This is a genomic window from Acetobacter aceti NBRC 14818, from assembly GCF_000193495.2.
Taxonomy (GTDB): Bacteria; Pseudomonadota; Alphaproteobacteria; order Acetobacterales; family Acetobacteraceae; genus Acetobacter; species Acetobacter aceti.
On record NZ_AP023410.1, the window covers coordinates 1,635,593 to 1,662,254 of the forward strand.

Here is a 26,662-nt window from a genome sequence, read left to right on the forward strand (position 1 = left end):
CCTGATCTGCTCAAAGCGCAGATCAGAAACCATCACAGCAACCATCAATCAGTACGACAAAACTCAGAAATCAGGACAAAACTGCATCAAATAACCGTTCTTCGATCCCTCCATGTGATGGGAGTGTATCCGATCGCGGAAGCCGAGGTGCGATTTCTATCGACAGTTCGCCTGTCATTGCTCTCTGGTCCTTATCCTGATTTTTCGGAGGACAATCTTTCCGGAAAGCCGGTCAGCGGCAATCGGAAAACAAGAGGCAGGGCTGGCACAGCTCAGGCTTTGCGGTTGGCTTCGTTTTTGTGGATCAGCTTTTATACGTTCTGGCAATACAGGTCTTATCAACAGTCTGTGTATGGTTTTGGTCTTACACAGATGTATCCAGATAATGCGAACGACAGTTTGAAACGCTATTATCGGAAAGCGGACCCATCGGAGATATTCAGTCAGCTTCTCTTCAAGATTCATGGATCTGATGACATCCGGAAAGATTCTCGAAGGTTCGATCTTTTGGTGGAGAATCTGGTTTCGTCTGTTGGTTTCGATGAGGCTCTGAATATTATGAATCAGATGCTCTCCGATGTTTATGAGATGAAGAAAATTGTCAGGAAGCGGCCGCGGTATAGGCGGTTGCCTGAGAGTGAGAAGGTCAAAGGTTCTTCTGAAGATTTTTTTGAGAAAGATGAATTGCTCTCTTGTCTCGTTCTTTCTGGTTTTGGTTGTCGTGATATTTTCAGTCTGGTCACCCGCTCGGAAGACGTGAAAGGTCTTGTCGGATCTTTAGAGATTGTTTTTGGTTCGTTGATTGTGAGGAAGGACGAAGAGGAGGCGGTACATAGGAGGGATCGGCTTCGCGCGTTTGATCGTCTGGCCGAGTTTGTGATGAAAGCGCGTAATCTGTATAATTATGAGCAGCCTGCTGGTGGTCTTATCGTTGAGAACGAACTGACAGGCGAATTTGGTCCAAGTGACGTGGCTTCGGTTGGAGCGGGTTCATCAAAATGATTCGGCAGGTCAGAACTGACTGCGGAAAACGCTGAATGCCGGGTCGCCAGAAGACGTACTTTTACACACTTGTTTCGCAGAAAACGGCTGTTTTCTGCGAATGTGTAGGGTGATGGCAGATTGGAATCTGTTCCAGCACTACAAGACCAAGTCCGAAAAAACGACTTCTGTAGACTAACAGAGTGATTCTCCGCTGGCTTAATTTTCGCTCTCCTTAATTTTCTATGACGCGCTACAAAGCATCATGAAAAATAGCTGAGATTCAACGGACTCAGCCTAGGGGTATATTATGGGGTATTCCGGAAAATATTTCTTTAGAAAATCGCATTAAAACATGATTCTATGCCTATAATTTGATTGACATCCCCTCCGCCAATTCCAATTTTTATTCAATAAAATTAAGCTCTTACGGACAGACATTCAGAGCGTCGTTCTGAGGTCTGGAGAGACGTTTTCAGCCCGCAGCCTGCTCCAGAACATCCTGAACCAGACGGTTCAGACTGACGCCACGTGCCGCTGCCATCTCGACGGCCCGGGCGTGCGCTTCAGGTGGCAGACGCACCTGGAATTTGCCGGAATAGTGCTTCACAGGCTCGACACCTTTCTCGGCGCACATCTCCAGAAAAACACGCAGGGATGTTTCCCCTTCCTGCCGAAGACCTTCCACGCTGTCGGCGTAAAAGTCGGCCCCGCCATTGAGGCCGACGAACTCGCCCCGGAACAGGCCAATCTCAGGATCAAACTGAATGACGGCCCGATGGCCGCTGATCTCCATCATGTTGTTCATGGCGTCACCTCATTCTGCTCAAGCCATTTTCGTACCGCTGCAACGGCACCCTTGTCAGTGTCCGGTTTGGGGCGCGGGCGATGGAAGACCCGGATTTCTCCAAACAGGAACACGCCAATGCGGGAGCCTTCCCGTTCCGACACCTCACCACCCAGAGCGATGAACAGGGCTTCGATGTCGGCCCATGGCACATTGCCGCAAACGGGGCGCTTGAAGATCAGCTCCAGCGTGCGGCGATGTTTGGCTTTCATGAATGAGTGATACTATTTTTCAGTATCATAAGCAACGTATTTATCGGCTCCGTCGGCAGGCGTAAGCCCCGATCAGCAGCGCAGTCGTCAGTGGACGTTCTTCCAATCACCAAAACGCACAGGCAGGTCACCCTAGGGAATGCCGGCACGATAACGATACAGCACGGCATCGACAAACAGACGGTTATCTGCGCCGTTCCGCCGACATGACCTTCACGACCCGGAAGAAGATCCCTGATACGTTCCCATTGATCGTCGCTCAGACCATAGCACCGCATTCATACTGTCCCTGAAAACAGAGAGAAAACATCGCAGGTCAGAAAGAAACTCTCGTATTCATCATAGGCAGGAAAGAGTTTTTACTGATGATGATCCAACTTTCAGAATTGCTGCACGTTTCCAGATGACCAGCAGTGATCGGTATGAACGTCCAGTCGACGTAAAACGCTTTTTCAAAGAAGACTTATTCGGTTTACAACGAGAATTCAATAAATTGACCCAGATAATGGAAATACAACTCAAAGCGCTATACGATTTACTATTAAAACATTTAAATTTTTCATTTCACTATTTACTAGAAATCAGACAAAATAATTTATCATTCGTCGAACGATTCCATAAAAACCCCTTGTAGTCCAAACAACAACTCCTGAACGCTTTCGACATATACTCTCAGCAATGCTAAACGCACACCATGAGCATCTCCCCCGCCATCCTCTGGTTCCGCGAAGACTTTCGTCTTGCTGACAACGCGGCGCTTTCCGCAGCAGCGCGAGACGGCGCACCAGTCCTCTGCATCACCATTCTCGAACCGGAACCGCAGCAGGGAGCCGCGCATGACTGGTGGCGCGATGGCGCCATCCGTGCTCTGGATGCCGCTCTACAGGAAAAAGACGGCCGGTTGCACGTCCTGCGCGGCAAGGCGGAGGACCTTGTTCCCGCTCTTGCGAAAGCCTGCAACGCCAGCGCCGTGCATTGGAACCGCCGCTACGATCCGACAGGCCGCGCCATCGACACGGCGATCAAGACCCAGCTGAAATCCACGGGAACAGAGGCATACAGTTTCCCCGGTGCGCTGCTTCATGAGCCGTGGACCATCAGGACACAGGCAGACAAACCGTTTCAGGTCTTCACTCCGTTCTGGCGAACCGCCCGCAAACTGGGGGACCCACGCCCTCCCCTATCCGCGCCAGACACATTAAAATTCGCCTCTTTTCCAAAAACAGACCAGTTTCACAGCCTGACCCCAGAAGAATTCAACCTGCTGCCCACATCGCCAGACTGGGCGGCAGGTTTTCGGGAAACATGGGAACCGGGTGAGAAAGCCGCTCACGAGCATCTCGCCCTTTTTGTCGAAGACACCCTCCGTGGCTACAGCGAAGAACGCGATTACCCAGCAGCCGAAGCCTGCTCCCGCCTTTCGCCTTACCTGCGTTTTGGTCATGTCACGCCAGCCCAACTCTGGCACGCCGTCATGCAGGCCGATGCTTCCGCTCAGAACAAGGACAAATTCCTTGCCGAACTGGGATGGCGGGAATTTGCGTGGTCGATCCTGTTCGAGCAGGCAAATGTCGCGACCCGGTCACTCCGACCGGAATTCGATGCGCTGCCCTGGCGCACCGATCCCAAAGGTCTGAAAGCCTGGCAGAGCGGCCGCACCGGGTATCCGCTCGTCGATGCCGGAATGCGTGAGCTCTGGCACACAGGCTGGATGCACAACCGTATCCGCATGGTCGTAGCATCCTTTCTGGTGAAACACCTTCTTATTGACTGGCGGGAAGGCGAACGCTGGTTTGCGGACACGCTGGTGGACCATGACCCGGCCAGCAATCCGATGAACTGGCAGTGGAACGCCGGCACCGGTGTCGATGCTGCACCGTTCTTCCGGATCATGAATCCAATCCTGCAATCCGAAAAATTCGATGCGGAGGGCGAGTATATCCGCCGTTGGGTGCCGGAACTTCAGCGCGTCCCGGCGAGTATGATCCACGCACCATGGGCTGCGGATCAGGAAGCACTGAAAGCGTGCGGTGTGGTTCTGGGCCGCACCTACCCTCACCCCATCATCGAGCACAAACTGGCGCGGGAACGTGCCCTGTCCGTATGGAAAAGCTTTCGCGGCAACTGAACAACAGACAGTCTGCTTTCGGAAACGATCCCTTTCCATCCCTTCTCTTTGAGAAAGCACCATAAAGCGCCATGTCTTGTTGCAGACAGGCGCACCAACGGGTGACGCCTCCCACTCCACGGAAAGGGAGAATTGACCATGATCGAAGTCAGACCATTCGCCGGACTGGGCGCCGCCAACCATGGGTGGCTGGATGCTCACCATCATTTCTCTTTCGCCAGCTATCATGACCCCGAGCGCGTGCACTGGGGTGCGCTACGGGTCTGGAATGATGACACCATCGCCGGGAATACAGGCTTTCCGCCCCATCCGCACCGCGACATGGAAATCATCACCTATGTCCGGACAGGGGCCATCACGCACGAGGACAGTCTCGGCAACAAGGGACGGACCGAAGCCGGCGACGTGCAGGTCATGTCCGCAGGCACCGGTATCACCCACGCGGAATATAACCGCGAGGATGAACCGACCACCCTGTTCCAGATCTGGATCATGCCGACGGCTCGCGGTCACAAGCCGCGCTGGGGCTCCCGTCCATTCCCGAAGGACGACCGGGCTGGTCAGTTCATCACTCTGGCCTCCGGCAAGGAAGGAGACGGCGAGGCGCTCTGGATCGGTGCCGATGCCCGCGTGCTGGGCGCGACTCTGAAGGTGGGTGAAAGCGTCACTTATGAGACCAATAAGGAGCGTTATCTCTATCTGGTCTCGGCAAAGGGCGCGATCACCGTCAACGGTGTGGGCGCCGCTGCCCGCGACGGTGTGGCCATCCATGACGAGGACAGCATCACTGTCCGCGCAGTAGAGGACGCCGAACTGGTTCTGGTGGACAGCGCACCCTGATGATTGACCTGATGGCCTTCTGCTCTGATGCAGAGGGCCATCAGTCTTTCAAGGTAGGGCTCTGCCCTTACCCACAAGAGATCATAGATCCCTTGCTCCTATTTTGATCCAATCTTCGTAATGAAATTTCAAATAAGGGCAAACCAGCTCTACAAAACAATGACTATCGAACAACGCCATTGGTTTAGTGTCATTACAAATAGAAACTACTAATTTTGCAATAACGATTTATTGGTCTATGTATCTCTGTCTTCTTTTCATATATTTTGTACAAAGGTTATTGGTTTATGGTGTGGATAAAGGCTGCTTCTGTTATTCCTTCAGGACATGAAGGCATTTCCGTCACTCATCCAACGCTTCGGAGCGATGATGGCACTCTCATCATGCTCCGCCGAAGCATTCCGGGTGTTTTCAATATCTTGCGCTATACGCGAGATCAATTCAGCCTTGATCTGACCATCACCAAGAAGGTTCAGTCCGTCGGTGCGATGAAAGGTGTTGTGGTCACCTTGTTTCTTCATTCTGATCTGAAAAATTACAGAAGAATTTCACAGCATGACCCGCGTCGCTACGAAATCGGCCAGAACGATATGGTAAAAATCATTACCGATATCCGATTGGCGCTTTCAGGCTGGCCTGGCTTTTTTCACCCGGATGACGGTGTGATGATTGAGCTGGCCCGATCTGACGCTCAACTCACATGGTATGAAGCCGAAGAAATGGCTGAGGATCCGTCCAAACAATATTACTGGATCGGCAGCACCGAACTGGGCATTCAGGTTGAAAAGCAGATCATTGAGCATGTTGTCGCAGGCTGCGCCTTCCGCATAGCGGAAGAAGATAAACTGTGGGCCGTTGCGTCCGCCAGATATGCCGACGAAGCAACAGGAGATGTTGTCATACTATAGAGTCTGATCCGACCCGTCTGGTTCGTATCCTGCAGCCCTGAAATAGCTGGGGCAACCGCTCAGTGTGAAAGGATACCGATAAACCCGAATCTCACTCAGATCGAATTCCGCTCTAAAACCGTCAATCTGGATAAGGAGAGTCAAACGTGAAGTGGCAGTATAAAACAGTGATCTGGTATAGGAACGAGGGCGGAAAGAAAACGGCTACTGAAGTTCCATCCGTTACCGCAGATGATGTCGTAACAGTTATTTGGACAAAAACCGTTCCTGTTCCGGGAATTATAACAATAGTATATCAAAAAAAACAACATAGAAGGACGTTTTTTTATGTCTAAAGAAGTTGTTGGCAACGATGTGTCATTCAGTATGTGTGTTTCAGCACCTAATATGTACTACAGAATACCAGGTTCTGCCGCTCCTGAAATTCCCAGAGACTATGTTAATCCCACTTCTGATGAAATTGAGGATGTAAAAAGACATTTAAGGGAAGCAATCCCTCTTATGAGGTACTCTCCATTCCAACCTCTCACGAATTACATCGCGGGCAGACCGTTTAATGTAAAAGAAATTTCCTTCTAAAATAAAGAAAGATCCATGACTGTTTAGGTTTTATCTTTTCTCATCAGCCAATTTATAGACGAGAAGACACAGCCATATCAAAAGCAGGCGACTTCTTCACCCCAGAATTGCCTGATGAAAAATGGTTTCCAAAGGCGCGCCTTTGGTGGAGCAGGCAGCGCCTCCAGTCTCCCAATAACCACTTGCCGCGCGCCTCTCTCCGCGATACCGCAGAACACCGTCACCCGAGGAGGCTCCATGTTCCGTTCCCGCTTTTGCGCTGTCACTACTGCCGCAGTCCTCCTCGCCCTGACCGGAACCGCCGAGGCTGCACCACAGGTCGAACTGCAACGCCTCACATGGACGGAAATCCGGGATGCGCTGAATACGGGCTACACCACCATCATCGTGCCGGTTGGCGGCACGGAACAGAGCGGCCCCTACATCGCTGTTGGCAAACATAACGTCCGGGCGCAGGCTCTGGCGGATCGGATCGCACATCAGCTTGGGAATACACTGGTCGCGCCAGTCATTGCGTATGTTCCGGAGGGCGGCACCTCCCCCCGCACGTCGCATATGCGCTTTCCCGGCACGATCAGCGTCACACCCGCCGTGTTTGATGGTCTTCTGAAATCAGCCGCCGAGAGTTTTCGGGTCCAGGGATTTCGTCTTGTCGCGTTTATCGGCGATCACGGTGGATACCGGGCTGAAATGTGCAAGACCGTGGAGCAGATCAACCAGAGCTGGTCCGGGACAGGAGCACATGCGGCCTGCATCAACAGCTATTACACCGTCATCGCCGGGGCCTATGACGAGGCTCTCCGTCAGAAGGGGCTGGGGGCTGCGGTTGGCACCCATGCCGATCTGAGCGACACGTCCCTCATGCTGGCTGTCGATCCGTCAATGGTCCGGACCGCAGCCCTTCGCAACGCGCCCAAACCCACGACGGCGGATGGCGTTTATGGCGGCGACCCACGTGGCGCGACAGCAGCACTGGGGGAAATCGGCGTGGACATGCAGGTCAACGCCGCTGTGACGGAGATCAGGGTGCTACAACAGCATCCCTGATACACTGCGGGTAAAGGTCAGGCTCCGTCCATATTTTCGATATCATCGTCCGGTATGCCGGGGTCATTCGCCACCGGTTTGCGGAGCAGAAAAAACCCTCCAGCCACACAAAAGATTCCAATCAGCACCGGCAGACGACGCAGCAGCCACACAGGCCATGAGTCACTATCATCAGGATTGATGATCAAAGCCCACCCATCAACGATGATCAGGGTGAAGCCACCGAGGAAGCCCGCCCCGATCAGGATGAGGCGTCGGAGATAATTAGGTTCGCCTGTCATCGGTCTTGCATGACCTCCGTGATACCAGTCCTGTCAGGACATGCGTTGAACACTGTTACTTCTGCTGCAACGCACGGCAAAAGGCTTCAGTTTACTGCTGGAACGCCCGCGCCCAGACATTCTGCGTCTCCAGAGAGACCGGCAGCGTCGAATTGGTCAGAGCGTTTCCACGCCAGCCGGCACCGATAGCCGTATAGAGATTAACGGCATCCCTCAGACGCTCAAGCCGTGAAAGCGCTTCGGCGTTCTGCGCATTGAGAGTCGTTCTCTCTTCTGTCAGCACATCCAGGAAGCCGATCAGACCTGCTCCATAGAGCTTGCGGGCACGGTCACGGGCAAGAGCGCTATCCTGAGCCGCCTTTTCCAGTTTTTCCTGATATTCAAGGTCATCATGCCAGGCTGCCATGGCGTCCTCGACTTCCTTGAAACCATTGAGCACGGTCTGACGATAATGCAGACGGGCGGCTTCCGCTGCGGCCTGTGTCGCACGGATGGTCGAAGTGTATTTGCCACCATGCATCAACGGCAGACTGGCCATCATCAGGAACTGCCAGCTCATGCCGTTGACCTGAAACGCCTGATACATCGCCGATGCATTCGGATTGAAGGTCAACGGCACAACGAAGTGCGGATAAAGGTCAGCGACAGCGACGCCAATTTCCGCCGTCGCCACCGCATATTCCTTTTCCGCCATGCGGATGTCAGGACGATTGGCAATGACAATCGACGGCAGGGTCGCCGGGAAAGACGGCACGACTGGCAGCGGCCGGACGATCTTGAGTTCTTCCTCCAGTTCGCCCGGCATCTTGCCTGTCAGCACGGAGATGGCGTGCGATACCTGTGACACGCGCGTCTTGAGCGGTTCACGGGCAGCAATTTGGGAATCCAGTTCCGCCTGCGCCTGCGCCGTCTGAAGCGTGTTGCCCACACCTTCCAGATACAGGCGATTGGTCAGATCGACACTTTCCTTGGCGACCTTGATATTGTCGGTGGCGATCTGGATCTGGAGCTGCGTCACGCGCAGCAGCATGTAATCGTTGGCCAGTTCCGACAACAGCACCATCAGGAGCGCGCGACGGCCTTCGACGGTTGCTTCAACCTGACGTTCATGCGCCTCGACACCACGACGGATGCGCCCGAACACGTCGAACTCCCATGTCGCCGAAGCACCATAGGTCAGCATCGATGCTTCCGGATGCTGCGGTGTGGAAGGACGGATCGGCCAGTTATCGATATTGATCGAATACCGAACGTCACCACCACCCATGTTGGCGTCCATCTGGGGATACCACGCAGACGCGGCCTTATCGCGCAGGGCGCGTTCCGCAAGAATCCGCTGTCCGGCTTCCTGCAGATCGTAGTTCCCCTTGACGGCGTCCTCGATCAGCTTCGTCAGGATCGGATCGTTGAACTTGGCCCACCAGTCGGTCATTTCCTTGTTGGTGCGCTCGATCTCTTCCGGCGTCGCCGGCTTTTCCTCGGCCGTTTCCGCAAAACCGGCAGGCAGCTTCATCCGGTCCGGCTGGAAATTCGGACCAACCGTGCAGCCCGCAAGGATGGTCCCGCTGACCAGCATCGTCAGCATCCGTCGCCAGACACCCCGCCTGCCACCGTCTTTCGCGCAACCGGAGGAAACCGGTACGGTTTCAGAAGCTATCATTATCCCCATGATTCCGTCGTATGCCTTACAGGTGGTCTTGCAGCCAGGTGGTCAGCTTGCCGCGACGGCTCTGTGATTCAGGCCCGACGCTGATCGTCGCCGTCATGCCTGCAGCCAGTGTGACGCCTTCAGGCACATAATCGAGATGCACGCGGACCGGGATACGCTGCGCCAGACGCACCCAGGTGAAGATCGGGTTGACGTCCTGAAGGCCGAGCTTGTCCGGGTTGCCGTTGGTGTCGTTGATACCGCGGGCGATCGACACGACATGGCCGGGGATGATCTGCTTGTAACCCATCAGCTTGACGCGGGCGACATCCCCGACATGAACGCCCCACATCTTCGTTTCCTCGAAGTAACCATAGACCCAGTAGGAATCGGAATCGATCACGGCCAGACGGGCCTGCCCCGCAGTGGCGTAGTCACCCACACGCAGGTTCAGGTTGGTGATGAAACCGTTCACCGGAGAATAGAGCACCGAACGCTGAAGATTCAGTTTCGCCACATCAAGCGCCGCACGGGCCGCATCCACCGCCGCGACCTGTGTCGCCACGTTGGAGTTGAAGACCTCCTGCTCTTCAGCCGAGACGATGCCGCCCAGTCCCATACGGCGTCTCGCATCATTCTGCTTGAGCTTCAGGTCTTCGAGAGTGCCGTCCAGACGGGCCTGAGCCTCGCGGATGGCCAGACGGAAACGCACGGGATCGAGCACGTAGAGCGGGTCGCCCTTGTGGACATACTGGTTATCCACCACAGGCACCTGCACAACCGTCCCGGAGACTTCAGGGGCCACATCGACGACATAGACACGCACGCGACCGTCACGGGTCCAGGGAGCGATCATGTAGGTGTTCCACAGGGTCACCCCAAGCACTATGGCCAGCGAGACGACTGCCAGGGTCAGGATCACTCGGATCAGTGTGCGAAGCAGTGGCATGGCTGTGACCTGAAAACCTTATGTTCGTGGAAGTTAAGCGAGTTGAGTCAGACGTAGAGGATGAGCAGACACAGTACACAGGTGTACAGGGCGACTTCGAATAACGCGAAGTGCCAGAACCAGCGCATGATTCCGCTCCACCAGAGGAGAAACCGGATAAACATTGTTACGGGCAGGGCCACCAGTGCGTAAACCACGATCGGCGCCATAAAAACACCGAACAGATTAAACTCGGTCAGCATCAGGCAGTTCTCGAAGCTGGTCGTTTTACACGAGGCATGATCAAGTGGCGTAAATCCGCGTGGGCGAACGGATGATCCGCCGCTTGTTGCATTGGGCCACCCTTATGAAAGAAACCGGGCGCGGCGTCGATAAGCTGTGCAGCCTGTACGAGACAGGCAGCCATGCGTCTGAGAGTGCCCAGCCCTCCCCCCGATGACTGCTTTTCCCGGTTTTCAGCGGAAACAGGGCTTTCACCAGTCACAGGCAGGCCCGGCAAAAGCTGCATGGCGGCGGAGCGGAGCGCTTCGGCTGTTGCCAATGGGTCACGCCTCAGCCCTTTTAACGCCCCCAGCGCATTTTCCACGATTCGCTCCTGTTCCTGCGTGACACTGCCTTCCTCCCGCAGCAGCCAGCGTAACCGCATCACTGTCCGCCCCAGCGCCACAGCTGCCAGAGCCGCATCGGTCACCTGAAACACGCGAGCGCTTCCCTCCACGAAAGACAGCCTCTGGGTCATGCGCAACACGCGCTGCATCTGCCGATATTCCCAACTGGGCCAACTGACCCTGTAGCGCAGGGGAAGCGCCGCGAATCTCTGCACGGAGCGGCAGAGTGCTGAGATCAGACGGGCGACATCCAGCCGCTGGTCCGCAGGCAGCACGACGCGGAAGACCAGCACCAGTCCCACGCACCCAAGCAGCGTGGCGAACCACGCGTTCAACATCGGAATGTCATGATACGGCACAGGGTTATCGACCTGCGTGAAGACGTTGAAAAACACCGCATAGCCGAACCCGCGCACGGCATAGCGCGGATGAAACTGAATCCAGATTCCCGGCAGCAGGCAGAGGAACAGGGAAACCCACAGCAGCGGAAACCCGTCCGTCTGCGGCAACAGAAAGGTGCGAAAGATATAACAGGCCGGAATCGCCATTGCGGTGCCTGAGGCCAGAAGCCATGAGGCTTTTGTCGCCGAAGGAGCGGTCGAGAGCAGGCAGGATGCGCAGATCAGATAGACCAGTGCGCTTGGCCCCGCCGACCAGCGCAGGATATACCAGGTCAGACACCCCATCAGCGTGACCAGCGCGCCCCTTGCGAAATTCCTGAGCGCTGCGGGCCATTCGATCAGCGGCAGCAGGCGGACTCCTTTTTCGTGCCAGGCCACATCAGAGAGATTGTCCACGGCCTGCCCAAGCTGCACGACAATATCGCGTTCCGTATCGACCGCCGCCAGACCGGCCAGATCCGGCGCTTCCCGCGCCAGAGCTTCCAGTTGGCCAATGGCGCGCCTTATCCTGTCGCGAATCAGGGCGGCGTCCCCGTGAAGCAGCGTTTCCATCGGCATATCGGCCAGTTCGCCGATCAGACGCCCGGAGATCCGACGCGCTGCCCGCACAAGCCCCACATCGTCTGGCGGAATGGCGCGCTGGGCGGCATGATGGGCGCTCAGCAGCCCCATCAATCGTCCCACTCCCTCATGCAGTGCGGCGGCCCGACGATTGACCTGATAATCAACGGAAGAAGCGTAATCGATCGCCTCGATGACAGCGCCTGCCTGCGCCAGAAGACGGGCCCGTTCGCTGTAGGCCGACGCTTCCATCTCACGGAACGCGCCGACCTGCCCCACATCGTCAGGCCGCGGCTCGTCGCTCTGCAATTCGGCCCTCGAAAGCCGCACAAACTGCCCCAGCACATCGCGCAGGAACTGCTCGATCCGGTCTGTCGCCGTATTCTGACTTTTCAGGGTGGTGATCTGAAACACGAAAGCCGTGCTGACGATACCGATGACCACAACCGACAGTCGCGACATCGCGCTTTCAAAGATACGGTCCGGATCGACGAACGCGCTCGTCGAGATGATGATGATTGTATAGCCGGTGAGAACGGCGGCGTAGGCTCTATAGAAACGTAGAAGAGTAGCCACGCAGCACGCCATGCCGACCAGCAGGGACAGGCCACCAAAGAAAAGCACCGGCTGTTGCGGAAAAGAGGCCATCAATGCGATGCCAAGCGTCGTCCCGGCCAGTGTTCCGGCGATACGCCAGATACTTTTGGAAATCAGCGCGCCCGGCGTCGGATTGGCCACGATCAGCACAGTGGTCACGGCGGAAATCGGGTTTTCCAGCATCAGGAAACCCGCCAGCCACAGGGCCAGTCCGATCGCGAAGAACACCCGCGTGGCATACAGGACAGTCGGGCTCAGACGGCTCCATTCCTGCCGCCATTCGCGCAGGAAATCACCGGGAACGCTTCTCACGCCATTGATAACAGAAGCGGAAGCGCTCACGGTTCACCCGCCACCGGGTCCGATGACTTCACGCTCTCTCCGGCTGCAGCGCGATCATGCCCCCTGCCCGACCAGACCTGATCGAAAACGGTCTCGCACTCCTTCAGGGCGTCATCCGAAACGCCTTCCAGAAAACGGGCAGCAACACCATCCGCCACGCCAAGAACCGTCTCTCCCATTGCAATACCGGCATCGGTGAGTGACACGAATTTGGAGCGGCGATCATCCGGATCGGTGTCGCGATGGATCAGCCCGCGACGCTCAAGAACGTCCAGGAGTCTGACAAGAGACTGGGCTTCAACCAGCATGGCCCGTGCCAGATCTGTCTGGCGGACAGGCGCGGGCAGAATTCGCAGATAATAAAGCGGCCGCCAGGTTGCGTCGGTCAGATCGAACTGACGGAGATCCAGATCAATCTCCCGACGCCACTGGGTCGCCAGCCGGACCAGCCGGTAACTGAAACGACGCCTCAGCAGCCGTGTGGACTGATCGGTACCCTTGCTCTTCTGCGCCTGCTCGGACACCGACAGCTATCCCTGGCCAATGATCGGAAACACACGAATAGTTCGTATGCTTATCATTTAATGGCAGAAAGAAAATCGGCTGGCAAATGCACGGGCAGCATAGGGGTGTTGCAGACGTGACCAGGGAGACTGCTGCAAGAATTTGCATCTCTCTGCCCATCCCTTTGTAGGATCTTGGCGCCTTATAAACAGACCGGCTTGATTCCGCGCCGCCAGAATTCTGACGGAGCGCGGGATTCAGGCGTTCACGCTTGACCTCATGGCCCGTGATGCTGGTGTCAGCAAAGGCGGCCTCCTCCATCATTTCGCCAACAAGAAGGCTCTTCTTGATGGATTCCACGCGGGAAATGGAAACTTTCAAGCACGACATCCTTGCCTCATGCAGAAAGATCCCGTGGAAACCGGGCGTGCCACTCGCGCCTATATCAGCATGGCCGCGTGGAAAACGGAGAAAAAGGCACGCCCGTGCTTCTGCGTCATCTGCTCGCGGTCACGTTGCTGAAACCACAACCCTGCAGTGAATGGACCCGACATTATTGGGAAACTATCAGATAGACCGGTCTTTTCGACAACATGACGCCTTCTCTGCTGCTATCCTGTCTGGCCGTCGACGGACTGGCCATCTGGGATATTCTTGGAGCGGATATCACCGACAAAAAACAGGGAACATCTTTACGTTCTCATTGAAAAAATGGTCAGTTTTTCGAATACAGCAACCTACGGCGTGTCGTCAGTTAGCACTCGGTTGAATGACGCTTCACCAGTCTTTCATCCTTCGCAATATTTTCCTGATCAGTCAGACTGCATAAAAAGATACAACACAGTCACACAGGATTTGTAACGACGACATTCTCGGATGGTCAGTCAGAAAACACCTGTTCTTTCTTCATGTTTTCTCGACGCGATAGGGTGAAAGCTCACCAAGTGTGACCATTTCGTTCAGCATGCCCGCTCGTTCGATTTCCAGAAATTCGGAGACAGCGTGCCGCAAACCGGTGTGCTGTATATGGTGAACGGAATAGGTCAGGCTGGGCACATAGCCACGCTGAATCTTGTGCTCGCCCTGCGCACCCGCCTCCACGCGAGAAAGACCATTTTCAATCGCAAACTCTATTGCCCTGTAATAACAGAGTTCAAAATGCAGAAAGGGCCACTCCCCGACACAGCCCCAGTTGCGGCCATAGAGCGTGTCAGCACCCAGCAGATTGAGCGCCCCCGCAACAGGCTGCCCCTCATGCTCGGCAATCATCAGCACGACCCGATCACCCAGACGTTCTGACAGAAGAGAGAAAAACGCCCGTGTCAGATAGGCGCTTCCCCATTTTTTATCCACTGTAGACTGATAAAAAACGAAAAAAGCATCCCACAAGGCTTCGGTAATCTCGCTGCCGCGCACTGTGCGGAACACCAGTCCGCACGCATTGGCGTCCCGTCTTTCCCGCCGGATCGCCTTGCGTTTGCGTGATGAAAGCGCTTCGAGGAACCCTTCAAAATCCTGATAACCGCGATTGTGCCAGTGATATTGCAGTCCCAAGCGCTGCAACCAGCCGTCCTGTCCCAGCCGCTCGTATTCTGCTTCCGTGCAGAAGGTGACATGCGCAGAAGAAAGATCCATCTCGCCACAGACCTGAGCCAGCGCCTGCCCCAGCACGGACAGTGTTCCCTCAAGCGCATCTGGCTTTGCGAGAAGTCGCGGTCCCGGCACCGGAGAAAAGGGAACGGCGACCTGTAGCTTGGGATAGTAACTGCCACCAGCCGCCTCGAATGCCCGTGCCCAGCCATGATCAAAGACATACTCGCCATAGGAGTGCGCCTTCAGATAGGCGGGAGCCACGGCAACCAGTCGACCGCTCTCGTCATTCAGCGCGACATGACGCGGCAGCCAGCCGGTAGAGGGCGTGGCCGAACCACTATCCTCCACGGCTGACAGAAAAGCATGACTGACGAACGGATTTCCCTCTCCGGCGCAGGCATCCCATTCCTGAGCAGGAATGTCGGCAATCCGATCATGCAGGGAAACCGTCCATCCAGACATCAGCCGACCTCGAACAGGCCTTCGACTTCAACCGGCGCATCCAGCGGCAAAGATGGCACACCGACTGTCGACCGCGCGTGACGTCCCGCATCTCCGAACACGGCGACTGCCAGATCGGACGCCCCATTCATGACACCTGCGTGCGCTGTAAATTCAGGTGCGCAGGAGATGAAGCCACCCAGACGCACCACACGCTTCACTTTCGACAGGTCGCCGATTTCCGCCTTGAGCTGTGCGAGCACATTGATCAGGCAGTATTTCGCGGCTTCCGTGCCGACTTCCAGCGAAACGGCAGCGCCAAGCTTGCCGGTAGCGAGCAGCTTGCCGTCCTTCAATGGCAACTGACCAGACACGACAACCAGCGAGCCTGTGCGGACAGTGGCCACATAGTTCGCAACCGGTGCGGCAGGTGTAGGCAGTTCGATGCCAAGCGCGGCGAGACGGGATTCCGGAGTGTCACTCATGATGATGTCCCTTGCTTCTGATGACTCATGACGAAACGCAGGGTGCCGCTCATGCGCTCAGGGAGCAAGGCGCTTTTTGTTCTGCATGGCTGCCTGAACGGTTAATGTCCGAAACCTATACCTGTAATCATTTCTGCGACCGACCCAAACAGAAATCGATCCATAGACTGCTTGAGGTGGAAATAGTTTTCTATCTCAAGCAGGAATGTTTAAAATTAAACCGCGTCAGGAGTTGACGGGCAATAACGCCAGACATTCCCACGTACAATTATTTGCGGAAGCAAGCCCGATATCACGTGACGGCAAGGTGACCAGAAAGCCGCGACTGGATGAAATGGCTACAGACAGCCCCGGACAAGACCATTTATTACCGGGACCAACCTTGCTGCCTGAAGAATCAACGACGAAAGCCTCTTCGTCAGGTGCCCCTGTCCCAAGGACGACTGTATCTTCCTTCAAAACCAGCGGCTCCAGTTTACCGTCAATTCGAACATAAACACCGAACCCGTGGCCATGACGTCTGACGATCACCGGTAACAACCCATTGTCCGGCCAGAAAGCCTGAACACCATGAAAATTTCGATGCTGCATATCCCATGCAAGCATATAACCGTGGCAAGTGACGAGTTGAAAATCACCGGTATGGAGCCGAATTGGAGGCGGCATATCTCCTCTGCCAACAGGACAGATTTCCTTGTATTTTAGAAAATTTTTTATTTTTCCAGCAAGATCGACAGCCTCATCATCATATCCATGAATAACCAGCGTGAAATACAGAACGCCATTGATCCCGTAATTGTAATAAATGTGTTCAGCCCGTCTGTTCCTACTGATCCGGGGTGAAACAATCATAAGGTAAGACAGCAATGGATGTCTGCCGACACAGGCATGAAGCCGGAAAATAATATTGACCGGGTGAGCACGTCTGATCCGTGCGATCAGAGAAGTTGTCTCGGCGGGAGTATTGCCTGCTAGTGAATCAATGATCTCTTTCATGAAATCCGCACCGGCGATCGACTCACAAACACCGTGGCGGGCATAGAACATGCGGACCGGAGAAGCGGAGGGCAATGCTGCAAGAATAAGCTGGGCGTGTTCCTCATCCGTACTGTCCATCGGATCCCACGCAACGATAATGCGTTCAGAATCATCCTCCGGCTTAATGCCCATCCCCCGCATATGCGGCTTGAAATTCTTATCCAGATACTGTTGCGGGACGTTGCATTCTTCAGGGTCCAGCGAAAATTTCGGCGACATCGCCAGAACCGCATGGGCTTTCAGTCTGCGCGCCTGCTTGATGGCCGTATGGGCACCCATCGACATCCCGACGACAATAACCTTGCCAAAACGCTCAAGGATGGGCTGGATCACTTCGAAAGCATCATCCATCTCCGGCGTCATGTACCAGTTGTCGACTTTGGCCGCAAAGCCAATTGTTTCGATGCGCTTCTTTTCAGATACGACCTTACCGAAGTAGTCATGCATCGCTGTGTGGCCATAACCGGCAGGTCCGAACACCACAAGCAGATAGGGCGTGTCCCCCGGCGTATGGTGGACGACAAGATCTGCCCCGTTAAACAGCATGATTAATCAGTCCATATACTTATAATCTCACCTTGGAGAATACACTAAACTTGTATAAAAAATACATCTTATGATAATTTTATCAATAAAAAAACATTATATTTATAAAATAAAAAATTAATATGTTATTGATCTGAAAAATTATGCGATTTATTACAATAAATGTCAAATTTACAACAAACCATATCACACCTTAAACAAGCACCTCCATCCCTATTCAAGCTCCAGACAACTGACATGCAGCCGTCAGAAAACGCAGACCGAGAAAAATGCCCAGAGACAGTCCTTTATCGCAATTCAGAAAAAAATCGGCAAAAACCGCAAATTCCTTTCGTCAGGCTCCAAATACCTCATCCAGTGCAACCTTATCCTCTTCCGGTAACTGGACATCCGCTGGTTCAAACCCAAGGACACGTCCATAAAAAGCGAGCTCAATCTGGAAAGCACGACGCAACGTATCTTCGCCGCGGAAACCATGTCCTTCGCCCACAAATTCCACCAGCGGGCAGGCAATGCCGTTTCGCTTCAGCGCAGCGACCATCGAACGGGCCTGCTCAGGCGGCACAACCGCGTCATCCAGACCTTGCAGGAAAAGCACTGGCACCTGAATGCGGTCCGCCATGAACAGCGGAGAACGCGCCCGATAGACCGCTTCAGCCTCCGGCCACGGCCCTACAAGACTGTCGAGATAACGCGCCTCGAACTTGTGCGTCTCTTCTGCCAGCGTACGCAGATCGGTCACACCGTAAAGACTGGCGGCCGCCGCAAAGATATCCGAATTGGCCAGCGCCGACAGCACGGTCAGTCCGCCTGCGCTGGAACCACGCATGACAATCCGCTTCGGGTCAATTCGACCGCTGGCCGCCATATGCGAAGCCGCTGCGATGCAGTCCTCTACGTCCCGCACGCCCCATTGACCGTCCAGCCGCTCGCGATAGGCACGTCCGAAACCCGTCGAACCGCTGTAATTCACATCCAGCACGGCGAAACCACGGCTGGTCCACCACTGCACCTTGAACGAGAAACCTTCGGACGCACGAGCGGTCGGACCACCATGCGCAGTCACAATCATCGGCGGCAGCTCTCCTTCCGGCACGCAGTACTGCGCGCTGGTGGGCGGGTAGAAGAACGCCTGTCCTTCGGCGCCATCAGCGAGCGGAAACCGCACGCTCTCCGGCAACGCGATATCATCTTTTCCGAACGGCAGGATCGTGGCGGTGCGCAGCACATGCGACGTCTGCCCCGGTGCCCCCACGACAACAGATGCGGCCCGATCCGGCGAACCATCCAGCCACGCAAACCGGTCTCCGAACGGGAGCGGACACTGCTCCGGCAGTCCCATCGTGACAGGCGTGACATCGCAACCAGAGGCTGCTCCCGGCGTCAGCATGAGCATCTGCGTCTGCCCGTCGTTCACCGCCAGTGCGAGGATGCGTCCATCCGGCAACAGGCTGTAGCTGCGTTGGCCGAAAACCCAATGAGGCTGACCGATCTCAGCTTCGACCTCACAGACCGACTCAGGCTCATCTCCGGCGAGAGCAAAGCGCCACAGTGTCCACCAGCCGTCCCGATCGGAAATGGCGAACAGGGTCTGCTCATCAGCCCATTGCGGCTCCGTCAGGGACTCCGGCTTCCCGGCTGGAGAGACACCTTCCCCAGCCAGAACCTTTCTGGAATGTGGGTCGTCCAGCCGCATGATGCACAGTCGTGAATTCGTCCAGGGCATTGCCGGATGATCCCACTCGATCCAGGCAAGATGACTGCCATCCGGAGAGGGTGTCGGCGTGGAATAAAAATCCGCTCCCTGCGCGATGATGGTTTCAGTCCCATCGTTCAGGGAAATGGCGACGAGCGCGTCTTGAGGCTCCCCCTCCCCGCGATGATCTTCCCGGACGACGTAAACGCACGTCCCATCCGGAGAGAAAGAGAAACTGGCGTACCGCATGCCCTCGGCGAACGCGAGACGACGCGGCTCCTCTGATCCATCAAGGTCCAGCGTATAGACACCACCGTCGCGGCGATTGCTGAACACGATAGCGCGACCGGCCACGGCAAACGCGCCTCCGCCATATTCATGAACGCTGGTCGCCACATCGACATCCGGTGGGGTCACGTCATGTGGTTGGGCTCCTTCCTGCCAGGCGACCAGAGCGGTGCGTCCCTTCTCCGCAGGCCGCCGCTCAAGCCACAGCACGCTTTCCCCGCTCACGGCGACACCGGACAGGGTCACGGTTTTGCCTGCGGTAAGCGACGCCGTCACAGGCGAACGCCATGTTCCGCACGGGGCCGGCTGACGGTTCATGAAACCTCCATGGAGCAAAGACGTATCGGCTGATACTGATGTGCAGGGTTGACAGGAGCCTGTCCAGACGGTTCCTGATGCGTTTCTGCAAGCTCCCGGGATATTTCGCCCTGTTACATTATCTTGACACGCTGCTATCCCATTACGGCTATGGCGTCATTGGAGTGGTCATCATGCTGGAAAGCATGGGATTGCCCCTTCCTGCTGAAAGCATGCTCATCACGGCGTCCCTGTACAGTGCTGCCACGCACAAGCTCAGTATCTGGGGAATCGTGATCGCCGGAGTGAGCGGGGCGATCATGGGCGACAATCTCGGCTATCTGATCGGCAGGGAGCTTGGCTTCCGTTTCCTGCATCGCTTTGGAAAATATATCGGACTATCCGCGGATCGGCTCCTGCTGGGACGATATATTTTTCGCCAGCATGGCGGCATGGTCGTGTTTTTCGGACGCTTCATCGCGGTGCTGCGGGTTTTCATCGCCCTACTGGCCGGAGCGAACCGGATGCACTGGCGCGCGTTTCTCCTGCATAACGCACTCGGCGGACTGTGCTGGGCGGGAGGATACTCACTCGGAGCGTACTATCTCGGGCATGAGGTCATGAAGGTTTCCGGACCTGTCGCCTGGGGCTTTGCCGGGATAGCCACGCTGGCCGGTGTGAGCGTGTTTCTTTTTCTCAAGAAAAATGAACAGCGTCTGATCGCACAGGCCATGGAAGCCGCCAAAAATGACCGGGAACTCACCTTCGGCATGGAAAAGGAACTATTACGTGACGGTGAGCAGCAGAATGACAAATGACGCGATTGAACGGCATACGGCTTTTCTCAACACACTGAACCGTCTTGACGGACGCACGGCGGTGGTGACGGGTGCGAACAGCGGTCTTGGTCTGGAGACGGCCTGCGGACTGGCGAGCCTTGGAGCGAAGGTCATTCTCGCGTCCCGTTCAGAAGAGCGGAACGCCGCTGCTCTGCGCATCCTGCAACAGCGCGTGCCGGGCGCTGCCGCCGAGACCGCACCGCTGGATCTGGCATCGCTCGCTTCCATCGAGCGGTTTGCCAATACTCTGCGTGACCGACTCACCTCTCTCGATATTCTGGTCAACAATGCCGGCGTCATGGCTCCTCCTGTCAGAAAGGAAACCGCTGACGGATTCGAGATGCAGTTCGGTGTGAACCATCTTGGCCATTTCGCCCTGACCGGTCGCCTGAAACCACTGCTGGAAGCGTCCCGGAAAGAAGGCGGCGTCGTGGTGGCCGTGGCCAGTCTGGCAGCCTGGAAATCCCGCATCCACTTTGACGATCTCCAGTCCCGCCATCGGTATTCACCGTTTGACGCCTACCGCCAGAGCAAGCTGGCGAATCTGCTGTTCGGTCAGGAACTGGCCCGTCGGTCCAGAAGCCTGGGATGGAAGCTTCATGCCCGCATCGCCCATCCCGGCTGGTCCCAGACGCAGCTTGTGGTGAACGGTCCCGGCTCGGGAAAGCAGAACCTGTCCTCGTGGGTCATGGAAACCGGCGCCAAGGTGGCTTTTCACTGGTTTGGACAATCTGCCGCCTGTGGGGCTGAACCGTTCCTGTATGCTGCTGCGTCTCCTCTGGCTCATGACGGATGCTATTACGGTCCGGACGGTGCAGGCGAACGCACAGGCAAGACAGATCTGGCCATCGTTCCGCCGTCAGCGCACGATCCCCGTGTGGCGCGCCGCTTGTGGGAAGTGTCCGAGCGTCTGACGGGTGTGACGTTCGAATAGTCACCCTGACCTCTTGTTATACAGCCTTTATTCTGAAGCGACTTTTGGGAGTCATTTCGAAACAGCATGTAGTCAGCTTGAAGGTTGAGAGATCAGCCCGAAACAATGTGTTGGTAATGATAAAAGCTCTTGGGTTGTCGCCGTTTTTAAATAAGGTGACATTTCCGTGGGCTTTTAAATAGCCTTCACCGAAAACGTCCTTTCTCTTACATAATTTCTCACTGGAAACCTGTCTGCACCAAAGAGTAAGGCGTCGCATCCAAACAGTCAGGAGACACCATGATCCCGTTCTCCGTTCTTGACCTGTCCCTCATCACGCAGGGCGCGACACCGGCCGATGCCTATCGCAACACCATGGACCTTGCGCGACTGGCGGATGCACTGGGATTCAGGCGCTACTGGCTGGCCGAACATCACTCCATGCCCGGAATCGCCTCCGCAGCGACCGCCATTCTCATCGGACAGATCGCCGGGGTGACACAACGGATCCGGGTCGGTTCCGGCGGAATCATGCTGCCCAACCATTCTCCGCTGATTGTGGCGGAACAGTTTGGCACGCTCGAAACGCTGTTTCCCGGTCGGATTGATCTCGGACTGGGGCGTGCGCCCGGTGCCGACCAACGCACAGCCATGGCGCTACGCAGAGATCCGCATGCACCGGATCGTTTTCCCGAAGATGTCGTGGAACTGCTGCATTATTTCGAACCAGCAGACAGCGCTTCCCATGCCGTGCGCGCCATCCCCGGATGCGGACTGCGCGTGCCCGTCTGGATCCTTGGCTCATCGCTGTTTTCAGCCGTTCTCGCGGCGAAATTGGGCCTGCCTTACGCCTTCGCCTCGCATTTCGCGCCCGGCCAGATGGAAGAAGCGATTGCGCTCTACCGGCATCGTTTCGAACCATCGGATCGCTGCGACACACCTCATGTCATGCTGACCGTGAACATGGTGCTGGCCGATGACCCCACTGAGGCCGGAGAGTTGGTCACATCGCTGTATCAGTATTTTCTGGCGTTGCGGCGAGGGCGTCCCTCCACTTTTCCGCCGCCAGACGCAGGGCTGGAGAGCAGGCTGCCACAGCAGGAACTGGCCATGTTACAGCACACATTGTCCTGCACTTTTGCCGGTTCACAGGAGACGGTCCTGCCGCGCTTTACCGAGTTCCTTCAGCGTCATCGTCCCGATGAACTGATGATGGCTTTTCCACTTTACGACCAGACAGCCCGTCGGCACTCTATGGAACTGGCTGCCGGGCTGTCGTCACTTGTGGATGCGGGTGTCTGAAGCTTTTTGAAAAAAGCTTCATCAAAAACTTTCTTTATCTGTCGAAGACTCACGAGGAGCAAAAGCTGATCACTCGGCCAGCATGGGCCCCAGAGGACGACCACCCAGCAGATGCACATGGAAATGCGGCACTTCCTGACCGGCATTTTCACCGACATTGCCAATCAGGCGGTAACCCGGCGCATCCAGATCGAACTTGCGCGCAATATCCCCTACAGCGCGATTGAACGCGACAATTTCCTTGTCACTGGCACGCTGACTGAAATCGGCAAATGAAATGTAAGGGCCTTTCGGAATCACCAGCACATGCACCGGCGCTTTCGGCGCGATGTCATGAAAGGCGAGAACCATATCGTCCTCGAACACCTTCTTGCAGGGAATCTCGCCGCGCAGAATCTTCGCGAAGATATTGTCGGGATCATATTTCCCGATGCCGCTTACCGCCATGTGAATCTCCTTATCCCAGACGGGTCCATGTCCATTACTGACGCGGACGGGATGCCTTTTCCGCAATGCCGCTCGTGCCTTCACGGCGCTGCAACTCCGCCCAGACCTCGGCAGGTGTCACACCCGCATCCACCCACAGGACGATCAGATGATAGAGCACATCAGCACTCTCTCCGATCAGCTCCTGCGTGCGTCCGGCGACAGCTTCGATCAGACACTCAACGGCTTCTTCACCAAACTTCTGCGCCACCTTGCTCGTGCCGCGCGACAGCAGACGGGCGGAATGGCTTGTCGAAGGGTCAGTGCCGCGACGGCTAAGGACCACCTCAAAGAGTCTGTCGAGAACAGACGCATCGATCTGTCCGCTGTCCGGCTTCGGAAACGCCGTTTCCGCCACTTTCTGTGCTCTCGACGACTTCTTCGCCGCACTACCGGTCAACGGAGCAGCTACGCCACTCTCCTTCTGAACCACATCGGACTTGCTTCCTGCCCGCTGTTTCTTTGCGGTCGACTCTTTTGTCACGTTTTTCTTGGTTGGTGTCTTTGCCATGGTCTTCCCGGTCAGTAGCCGAAATCGAGTGTTTCAAGAGGTGGACGGACAGGCAACCCGGCGTCCGCCAGAGCCTGCTTCACCTGTGGAACGGTGAACTGCCCGAAATGAAAGACGCTGGCAGCCAGCAAACCCGTTGCCCCGGCCCGCGCACCTTCCACGAAATGTTCAAGAGCGCCAACGCCTCCGGACGCCACCACCGGCAGCCTGACAGCCGCATTCACGGCCCGCAGCAGATCAAGATCAAAACCGGATCGCGTGCCGTCCCGATCCATCGAGGTCAGCAGGATCTCACCTGCCCCACGCGCCGCAACATCCCTGCACCAGTCCACCACATCAATGCCGGTCGGCGTGCGACCACCATGAGTATAGACTTCCCAACCACCCTTGCCATCCGAGCGCGCATCGACGCCGACGACCACGCACTGGCTGCCAAATTTGTTCGCAGCTTCGTTGATCAGCTCAGGACGTTTCACCGCCGCCGAATTCATCGCGCATTTGTCCGCACCCGCCAGCAGCAGCCGACGCATGTCGCCCGTCGTGCGTACGCCGCCACCCACCGTCAGCGGCAGGAAGATGCGCTCGGCCGTGCGACTGACCACATCCAGAATGGTGTCCCGGTCTTCATGGCTGGCCGTGATGTCGAGAAAGGTCAGTTCGTCCGCACCCGCCGCGTCATAAACAGCGGCCTGCTCGACAGGATCACCGGCATCGCGAAGCGAGACGAAGTTGACGCCCTTCACCACGCGACCGTTTTTCACATCCAGACAGGGGATGACGCGCAGTTTCAGCATCAGGACAGAACTCTCAGCGCATCCGCCGGAGAGATGCGTCCGTCATACAGCGCGCGTCCAACGATCACGCCCTCGATCCCCGGCGCATCAGCCGCAACACGCCGCAGCGCCGCCAGATCATCAAGCGAACCAACACCACCGCTGGCGATCACGGGAACGGAGACAGTCCGCGCCAGATTGGCTGTCTGCTCCAGATCCAGTCCCTGCAACATGCCGTCACGGGTAATCTCGGTGAAAATGATCGCCGCCACGCCCGCATCCTGCATCCGCAGGCCGAGATCGGTCGCCTGCATGTCGGACACCTCGGCCCAGCCTTCCGTCGCGACAAGCCCCATGCGGGCGTCGATGCCCGCCACGATCCGTCCGGGGAACAGACGACAGGCTTCTTTCACCAGCTCCGGGTTCTTCACGGCGACAGAACCGAGGATCACGCGGGAAATCCCGGCCTCCAGCCAGTTTTCGATCCCGGCCAGATCCCGCAGACCACCGCCAAGTTGCACTGGCACCTTCGCGTTCGCCACAATCTGCTTCACGGCTTCACTGTTGGCGGAACGGCCAGCAAAGGCGCCATTCAGATCCACGACATGCAGCCAGTGAAAACCCGCCGCACACCAGGCCCGCGCCTGTGCGCCCGGATCATCCGAATAGACCGTGGCGTCATCCATCTCGCCCCGGCGCAAACGCACGCAGGCACCGTCCTTGAGATCAATCGCAGGATAGAGGGTAAGAGGACGGGCGGTCATGTCGGCAGACTTTCCATGATCGGTTGCAGAAGACGCTCCGTTCTGCAGGAGGCGGCTGTTTTCCTGAAGGCGTTTGACGAAATAATGCCCGCGCAGCATCTGGCCATCATCCAGCGCGTAATAGGGATTTGTTCCCCATTTCTCAAACCCGAGGCTCCGGAAAAGCGCGATGGCCCGGTTCTGGGATTCCCGCACATCCAGATTGAGGAACTGATACCCCATCGCACGGGCGCCGTTGATGATTTCCTCAAGCAGAACACGGCCAAGACCAGTACCCCGGGCGTAGGGCGCAATGTGAAACTGTGTGACGCTGGCGTTCATCGCCTGCGCCTCGCTGCTGCGGGAAGGCCGGACCAGTTGCGCCGATCCCACGATGATGCCGTCCTGCCGCGCCACGAACAGCAGCCGTTCCGGCACCAGCAGAATGCCCCGGAAATAGCGCTCCAGCACGGAACGACCCTGCGGCCTGACCCAGGCGAAGCCGCCCCCCTCAAGGATGGACGCATCGACGCATTCACATAGCGCCTGCAGGTCATCCTCGTTCAGCTCCTGAACGCGTTCGGCCGTCAGTCCGGGTGTGCTGCTACCGCCGCTCATCAGAGCGCTCCATCCGGCGTCCAGTGCAGGAAATTGGCCAGGATACGCAAGCCCACCGTCTGGCTTTTCTCGACATGGAACTGGGTGCCGGCCCTGTTGCCGCGCGCCACAATCGCCGGAACTGCGCCGCCATAATCGGTCGTCGCCAGAAGTTCTTCCGGCTTCGCTCCGGTCAGCGCATAGGAGTGCACGAAATATCCGTGCGGCCGGTCGCCCAGTCCTTCGGTCAGCGGATGCGAACGGGAAAAGGCCAGTTCGTTCCAGCCCATCTGGGGCAGACGCAGACCCGGCGCTTCCATCGGCGCAATCTCGCCGCCGATCCAGCCAAGCCCGTCCGTCACACCATGTTCGAGACCACGCTGCGCCATCAGCTGCATACCCACGCAGATTCCAAGGAACGGCGTTCCCCGGCCCACAGCCATATCCAGAGCAGACCGAAGTCCGTCAACGGCAACCAGTCCTCTGGCGCAATCCGCGAACGCACCCTGCCCCGGCAGGACAATCCGATCGGCCTCCAGAACCTGTGCGGGATCGTTGGTGATCACGACAGATGCCGACACTCCCGAGAGACGGGCGGCTTCTTCAAGAGCACGCGCAGCTGAAGCCAGATTGCCCCCGTCATAATCAATGACGACAACAGACTGATGACCCATCCGCACG

Annotated in this window: 26 protein-coding genes and 1 pseudogene; 9 read left to right on the top strand and 18 right to left on the bottom strand. The window is 56.5% G+C overall.

Going from position 1 to position 26,662, the window contains the following annotated elements; genetic code table 11:
• Positions 1 to 123 precede the first annotated feature (123 nt).
• Positions 124 to 1,002, top strand: coding sequence for a hypothetical protein (locus tag EMQ_RS07415; RefSeq protein WP_132012094.1), 879 nt, complete (start codon positions 124 to 126; stop codon positions 1,000 to 1,002).
• A gap of 454 nt (positions 1,003 to 1,456) precedes the next feature.
• Here EMQ_RS07415 and EMQ_RS07420 read toward each other — a convergent pair whose 3' ends face one another.
• From EMQ_RS07420 to EMQ_RS07430, 3 genes and pseudogenes are all read right to left on the bottom strand, one after another.
• Complete coding sequence (locus EMQ_RS07420) at positions 1,457 to 1,789, bottom strand: type II toxin-antitoxin system HicB family antitoxin (protein ID WP_010669505.1); 333 nt, start codon at positions 1,787 to 1,789, stop codon at positions 1,457 to 1,459.
• Positions 1,786 to 2,040, bottom strand: a complete 255-nt coding sequence (locus EMQ_RS07425) for a type II toxin-antitoxin system HicA family toxin (RefSeq protein ID WP_010669504.1) — start codon at positions 2,038 to 2,040, stop codon at positions 1,786 to 1,788. Before EMQ_RS07425 ends, EMQ_RS07420 begins: the two co-directional genes overlap by 4 nt.
• 135 nt (positions 2,041 to 2,175) lie before the next feature.
• A pseudogene (locus EMQ_RS07430) lies at positions 2,176 to 2,318 on the bottom strand (transposase); the annotation flags it as partial.
• 416 nt (positions 2,319 to 2,734) lie between these two features.
• Between EMQ_RS07430 and EMQ_RS07435 the strand changes: the two are divergent.
• The 4 genes from EMQ_RS07435 to EMQ_RS07450 all read left to right on the top strand — a co-directional run bounded on the left by EMQ_RS07435 (position 2,735) and on the right by EMQ_RS07450 (position 7,542).
• The gene (locus EMQ_RS07435; protein ID WP_010666610.1) at positions 2,735 to 4,168 is read left to right on the top strand and encodes a cryptochrome/photolyase family protein; all 1,434 of its coding nucleotides are present in this window, start codon (positions 2,735 to 2,737) and stop codon (positions 4,166 to 4,168) included.
• Positions 4,169 to 4,306: 138 nt separating this feature from the next.
• On the top strand, positions 4,307 to 5,008 hold the full coding sequence (locus tag EMQ_RS07440; RefSeq protein ID WP_010666611.1) for a pirin family protein: 702 nt from the start codon (positions 4,307 to 4,309) through the stop codon (positions 5,006 to 5,008).
• A 287-nt stretch (positions 5,009 to 5,295) separates the two neighbouring features.
• Entirely contained in the window at positions 5,296 to 5,916 is a 621-nt protein-coding gene (locus EMQ_RS07445) for a hypothetical protein (RefSeq protein WP_010666612.1), read from the top strand.
• Positions 5,917 to 6,732: 816 nt separating this feature from the next.
• Positions 6,733 to 7,542 (top strand): creatininase family protein, encoded by an 810-nt coding sequence (locus EMQ_RS07450; RefSeq protein ID WP_010667517.1) that lies wholly within the window; start codon positions 6,733 to 6,735, stop codon positions 7,540 to 7,542.
• A gap of 17 nt (positions 7,543 to 7,559) precedes the next feature.
• On the opposite strand, the gene EMQ_RS07455 is transcribed toward EMQ_RS07450, so the two are convergent.
• From EMQ_RS07455 to EMQ_RS07480, 6 genes are all read right to left on the bottom strand, one after another.
• Positions 7,560 to 7,823 carry a hypothetical protein gene (locus tag EMQ_RS07455; RefSeq protein ID WP_010667516.1) on the bottom strand — a complete coding sequence of 88 codons (264 nt, stop codon included), beginning with the start codon at positions 7,821 to 7,823 and terminating at the stop codon, positions 7,560 to 7,562.
• Between the two features lie 91 nt (positions 7,824 to 7,914).
• Positions 7,915 to 9,408 (bottom strand): efflux transporter outer membrane subunit, encoded by a 1,494-nt coding sequence (locus EMQ_RS07460; protein WP_010667515.1) that lies wholly within the window; start codon positions 9,406 to 9,408, stop codon positions 7,915 to 7,917.
• A 100-nt stretch (positions 9,409 to 9,508) separates the two neighbouring features.
• Positions 9,509 to 10,420, bottom strand: coding sequence for a biotin/lipoyl-binding protein (locus EMQ_RS07465; protein ID WP_010667514.1), 912 nt, complete (start codon positions 10,418 to 10,420; stop codon positions 9,509 to 9,511).
• Between the two features lie 47 nt (positions 10,421 to 10,467).
• Complete coding sequence (locus EMQ_RS07470) at positions 10,468 to 10,662, bottom strand: DUF1656 domain-containing protein (protein ID WP_010667513.1); 195 nt, start codon at positions 10,660 to 10,662, stop codon at positions 10,468 to 10,470.
• On the bottom strand, positions 10,662 to 12,929 hold the full coding sequence (locus EMQ_RS07475) for an FUSC family protein (RefSeq protein ID WP_010667512.1): 2,268 nt from the start codon (positions 12,927 to 12,929) through the stop codon (positions 10,662 to 10,664). Before EMQ_RS07475 ends, EMQ_RS07470 begins: the two co-directional genes overlap by 1 nt.
• Complete coding sequence (locus tag EMQ_RS07480; protein WP_010667511.1) at positions 12,926 to 13,453, bottom strand: MarR family winged helix-turn-helix transcriptional regulator; 528 nt, start codon at positions 13,451 to 13,453, stop codon at positions 12,926 to 12,928. The genes EMQ_RS07475 and EMQ_RS07480 overlap by 4 nt, the downstream gene beginning before the upstream one ends.
• A 259-nt stretch (positions 13,454 to 13,712) precedes the next feature.
• Here EMQ_RS07480 and EMQ_RS07485 point away from each other — a divergent pair, with 259 nt between their 5' ends.
• Complete coding sequence (locus tag EMQ_RS07485) at positions 13,713 to 13,955, top strand: TetR/AcrR family transcriptional regulator (RefSeq protein ID WP_010667510.1); 243 nt, start codon at positions 13,713 to 13,715, stop codon at positions 13,953 to 13,955.
• A 384-nt stretch (positions 13,956 to 14,339) separates the two neighbouring features.
• Here the strand turns inward: EMQ_RS07485 and EMQ_RS07490 are convergent, their stop codons facing one another.
• The 4 genes from EMQ_RS07490 to EMQ_RS07505 form a co-directional block, all read right to left on the bottom strand.
• A complete protein-coding gene (locus EMQ_RS07490) occupies positions 14,340 to 15,488 on the bottom strand; it encodes a GNAT family N-acetyltransferase (RefSeq protein WP_010667508.1) in 1,149 nt (382 codons plus the stop codon).
• A complete protein-coding gene (locus EMQ_RS07495) occupies positions 15,488 to 15,952 on the bottom strand; it encodes a RidA family protein (RefSeq protein WP_010667507.1) in 465 nt (154 codons plus the stop codon). Before EMQ_RS07495 ends, EMQ_RS07490 begins: the two co-directional genes overlap by 1 nt.
• A gap of 225 nt (positions 15,953 to 16,177) precedes the next feature.
• Entirely contained in the window at positions 16,178 to 17,536 is a 1,359-nt protein-coding gene (locus tag EMQ_RS07500; protein ID WP_010667506.1) for a type 1 periplasmic-binding domain-containing protein, read from the bottom strand.
• Positions 17,537 to 17,870: 334 nt separating this feature from the next.
• Complete coding sequence (locus tag EMQ_RS07505) at positions 17,871 to 19,838, bottom strand: S9 family peptidase (RefSeq protein ID WP_018308223.1); 1,968 nt, start codon at positions 19,836 to 19,838, stop codon at positions 17,871 to 17,873.
• A gap of 77 nt (positions 19,839 to 19,915) precedes the next feature.
• Between EMQ_RS07505 and EMQ_RS07510 the strand changes: the two genes are divergently transcribed.
• The 3 genes from EMQ_RS07510 to EMQ_RS07520 all read left to right on the top strand — a co-directional run bounded on the left by EMQ_RS07510 (position 19,916) and on the right by EMQ_RS07520 (position 22,871).
• Entirely contained in the window at positions 19,916 to 20,635 is a 720-nt protein-coding gene (locus EMQ_RS07510; protein ID WP_010667322.1) for a DedA family protein, read from the top strand.
• A complete protein-coding gene (locus EMQ_RS07515; protein WP_018308222.1) occupies positions 20,625 to 21,590 on the top strand; it encodes an SDR family oxidoreductase in 966 nt (321 codons plus the stop codon). The genes EMQ_RS07510 and EMQ_RS07515 overlap by 11 nt, the downstream gene beginning before the upstream one ends.
• 279 nt (positions 21,591 to 21,869) lie before the next feature.
• Entirely contained in the window at positions 21,870 to 22,871 is a 1,002-nt protein-coding gene (locus EMQ_RS07520; protein WP_010669144.1) for an LLM class flavin-dependent oxidoreductase, read from the top strand.
• Between the two features lie 69 nt (positions 22,872 to 22,940).
• Here the strand turns inward: EMQ_RS07520 and EMQ_RS07525 are convergent, their stop codons facing one another.
• From EMQ_RS07525 to hisH, 5 genes are read right to left on the bottom strand one after another with little or no spacing between them, the layout of a single operon-like run.
• Positions 22,941 to 23,318 carry a histidine triad nucleotide-binding protein gene (locus EMQ_RS07525; protein ID WP_010667338.1) on the bottom strand — a complete coding sequence of 126 codons (378 nt, stop codon included), beginning with the start codon at positions 23,316 to 23,318 and terminating at the stop codon, positions 22,941 to 22,943.
• Positions 23,319 to 23,352: 34 nt separating this feature from the next.
• Positions 23,353 to 23,868, bottom strand: a complete 516-nt coding sequence (locus tag EMQ_RS07530; protein ID WP_010667339.1) for a phosphoribosyl-ATP diphosphatase — start codon at positions 23,866 to 23,868, stop codon at positions 23,353 to 23,355.
• An 11-nt stretch (positions 23,869 to 23,879) separates the two neighbouring features.
• Entirely contained in the window at positions 23,880 to 24,662 is a 783-nt protein-coding gene (gene hisF / locus EMQ_RS07535; protein WP_010667340.1) for an imidazole glycerol phosphate synthase subunit HisF, read from the bottom strand.
• Positions 24,662 to 26,002 (bottom strand): 1-(5-phosphoribosyl)-5-[(5-phosphoribosylamino)methylideneamino]imidazole-4-carboxamide isomerase, encoded by a 1,341-nt coding sequence (gene hisA, locus EMQ_RS07540; protein WP_010667341.1) that lies wholly within the window; start codon positions 26,000 to 26,002, stop codon positions 24,662 to 24,664. The genes hisF and hisA overlap by 1 nt, the downstream gene beginning before the upstream one ends.
• Positions 26,002 to 26,655 carry an imidazole glycerol phosphate synthase subunit HisH gene (gene hisH, locus EMQ_RS07545; RefSeq protein ID WP_010667342.1) on the bottom strand — a complete coding sequence of 218 codons (654 nt, stop codon included), beginning with the start codon at positions 26,653 to 26,655 and terminating at the stop codon, positions 26,002 to 26,004. Before hisH ends, hisA begins: the two co-directional genes overlap by 1 nt.
• Between the last annotated feature and the right edge of the window lie 7 nt (positions 26,656 to 26,662).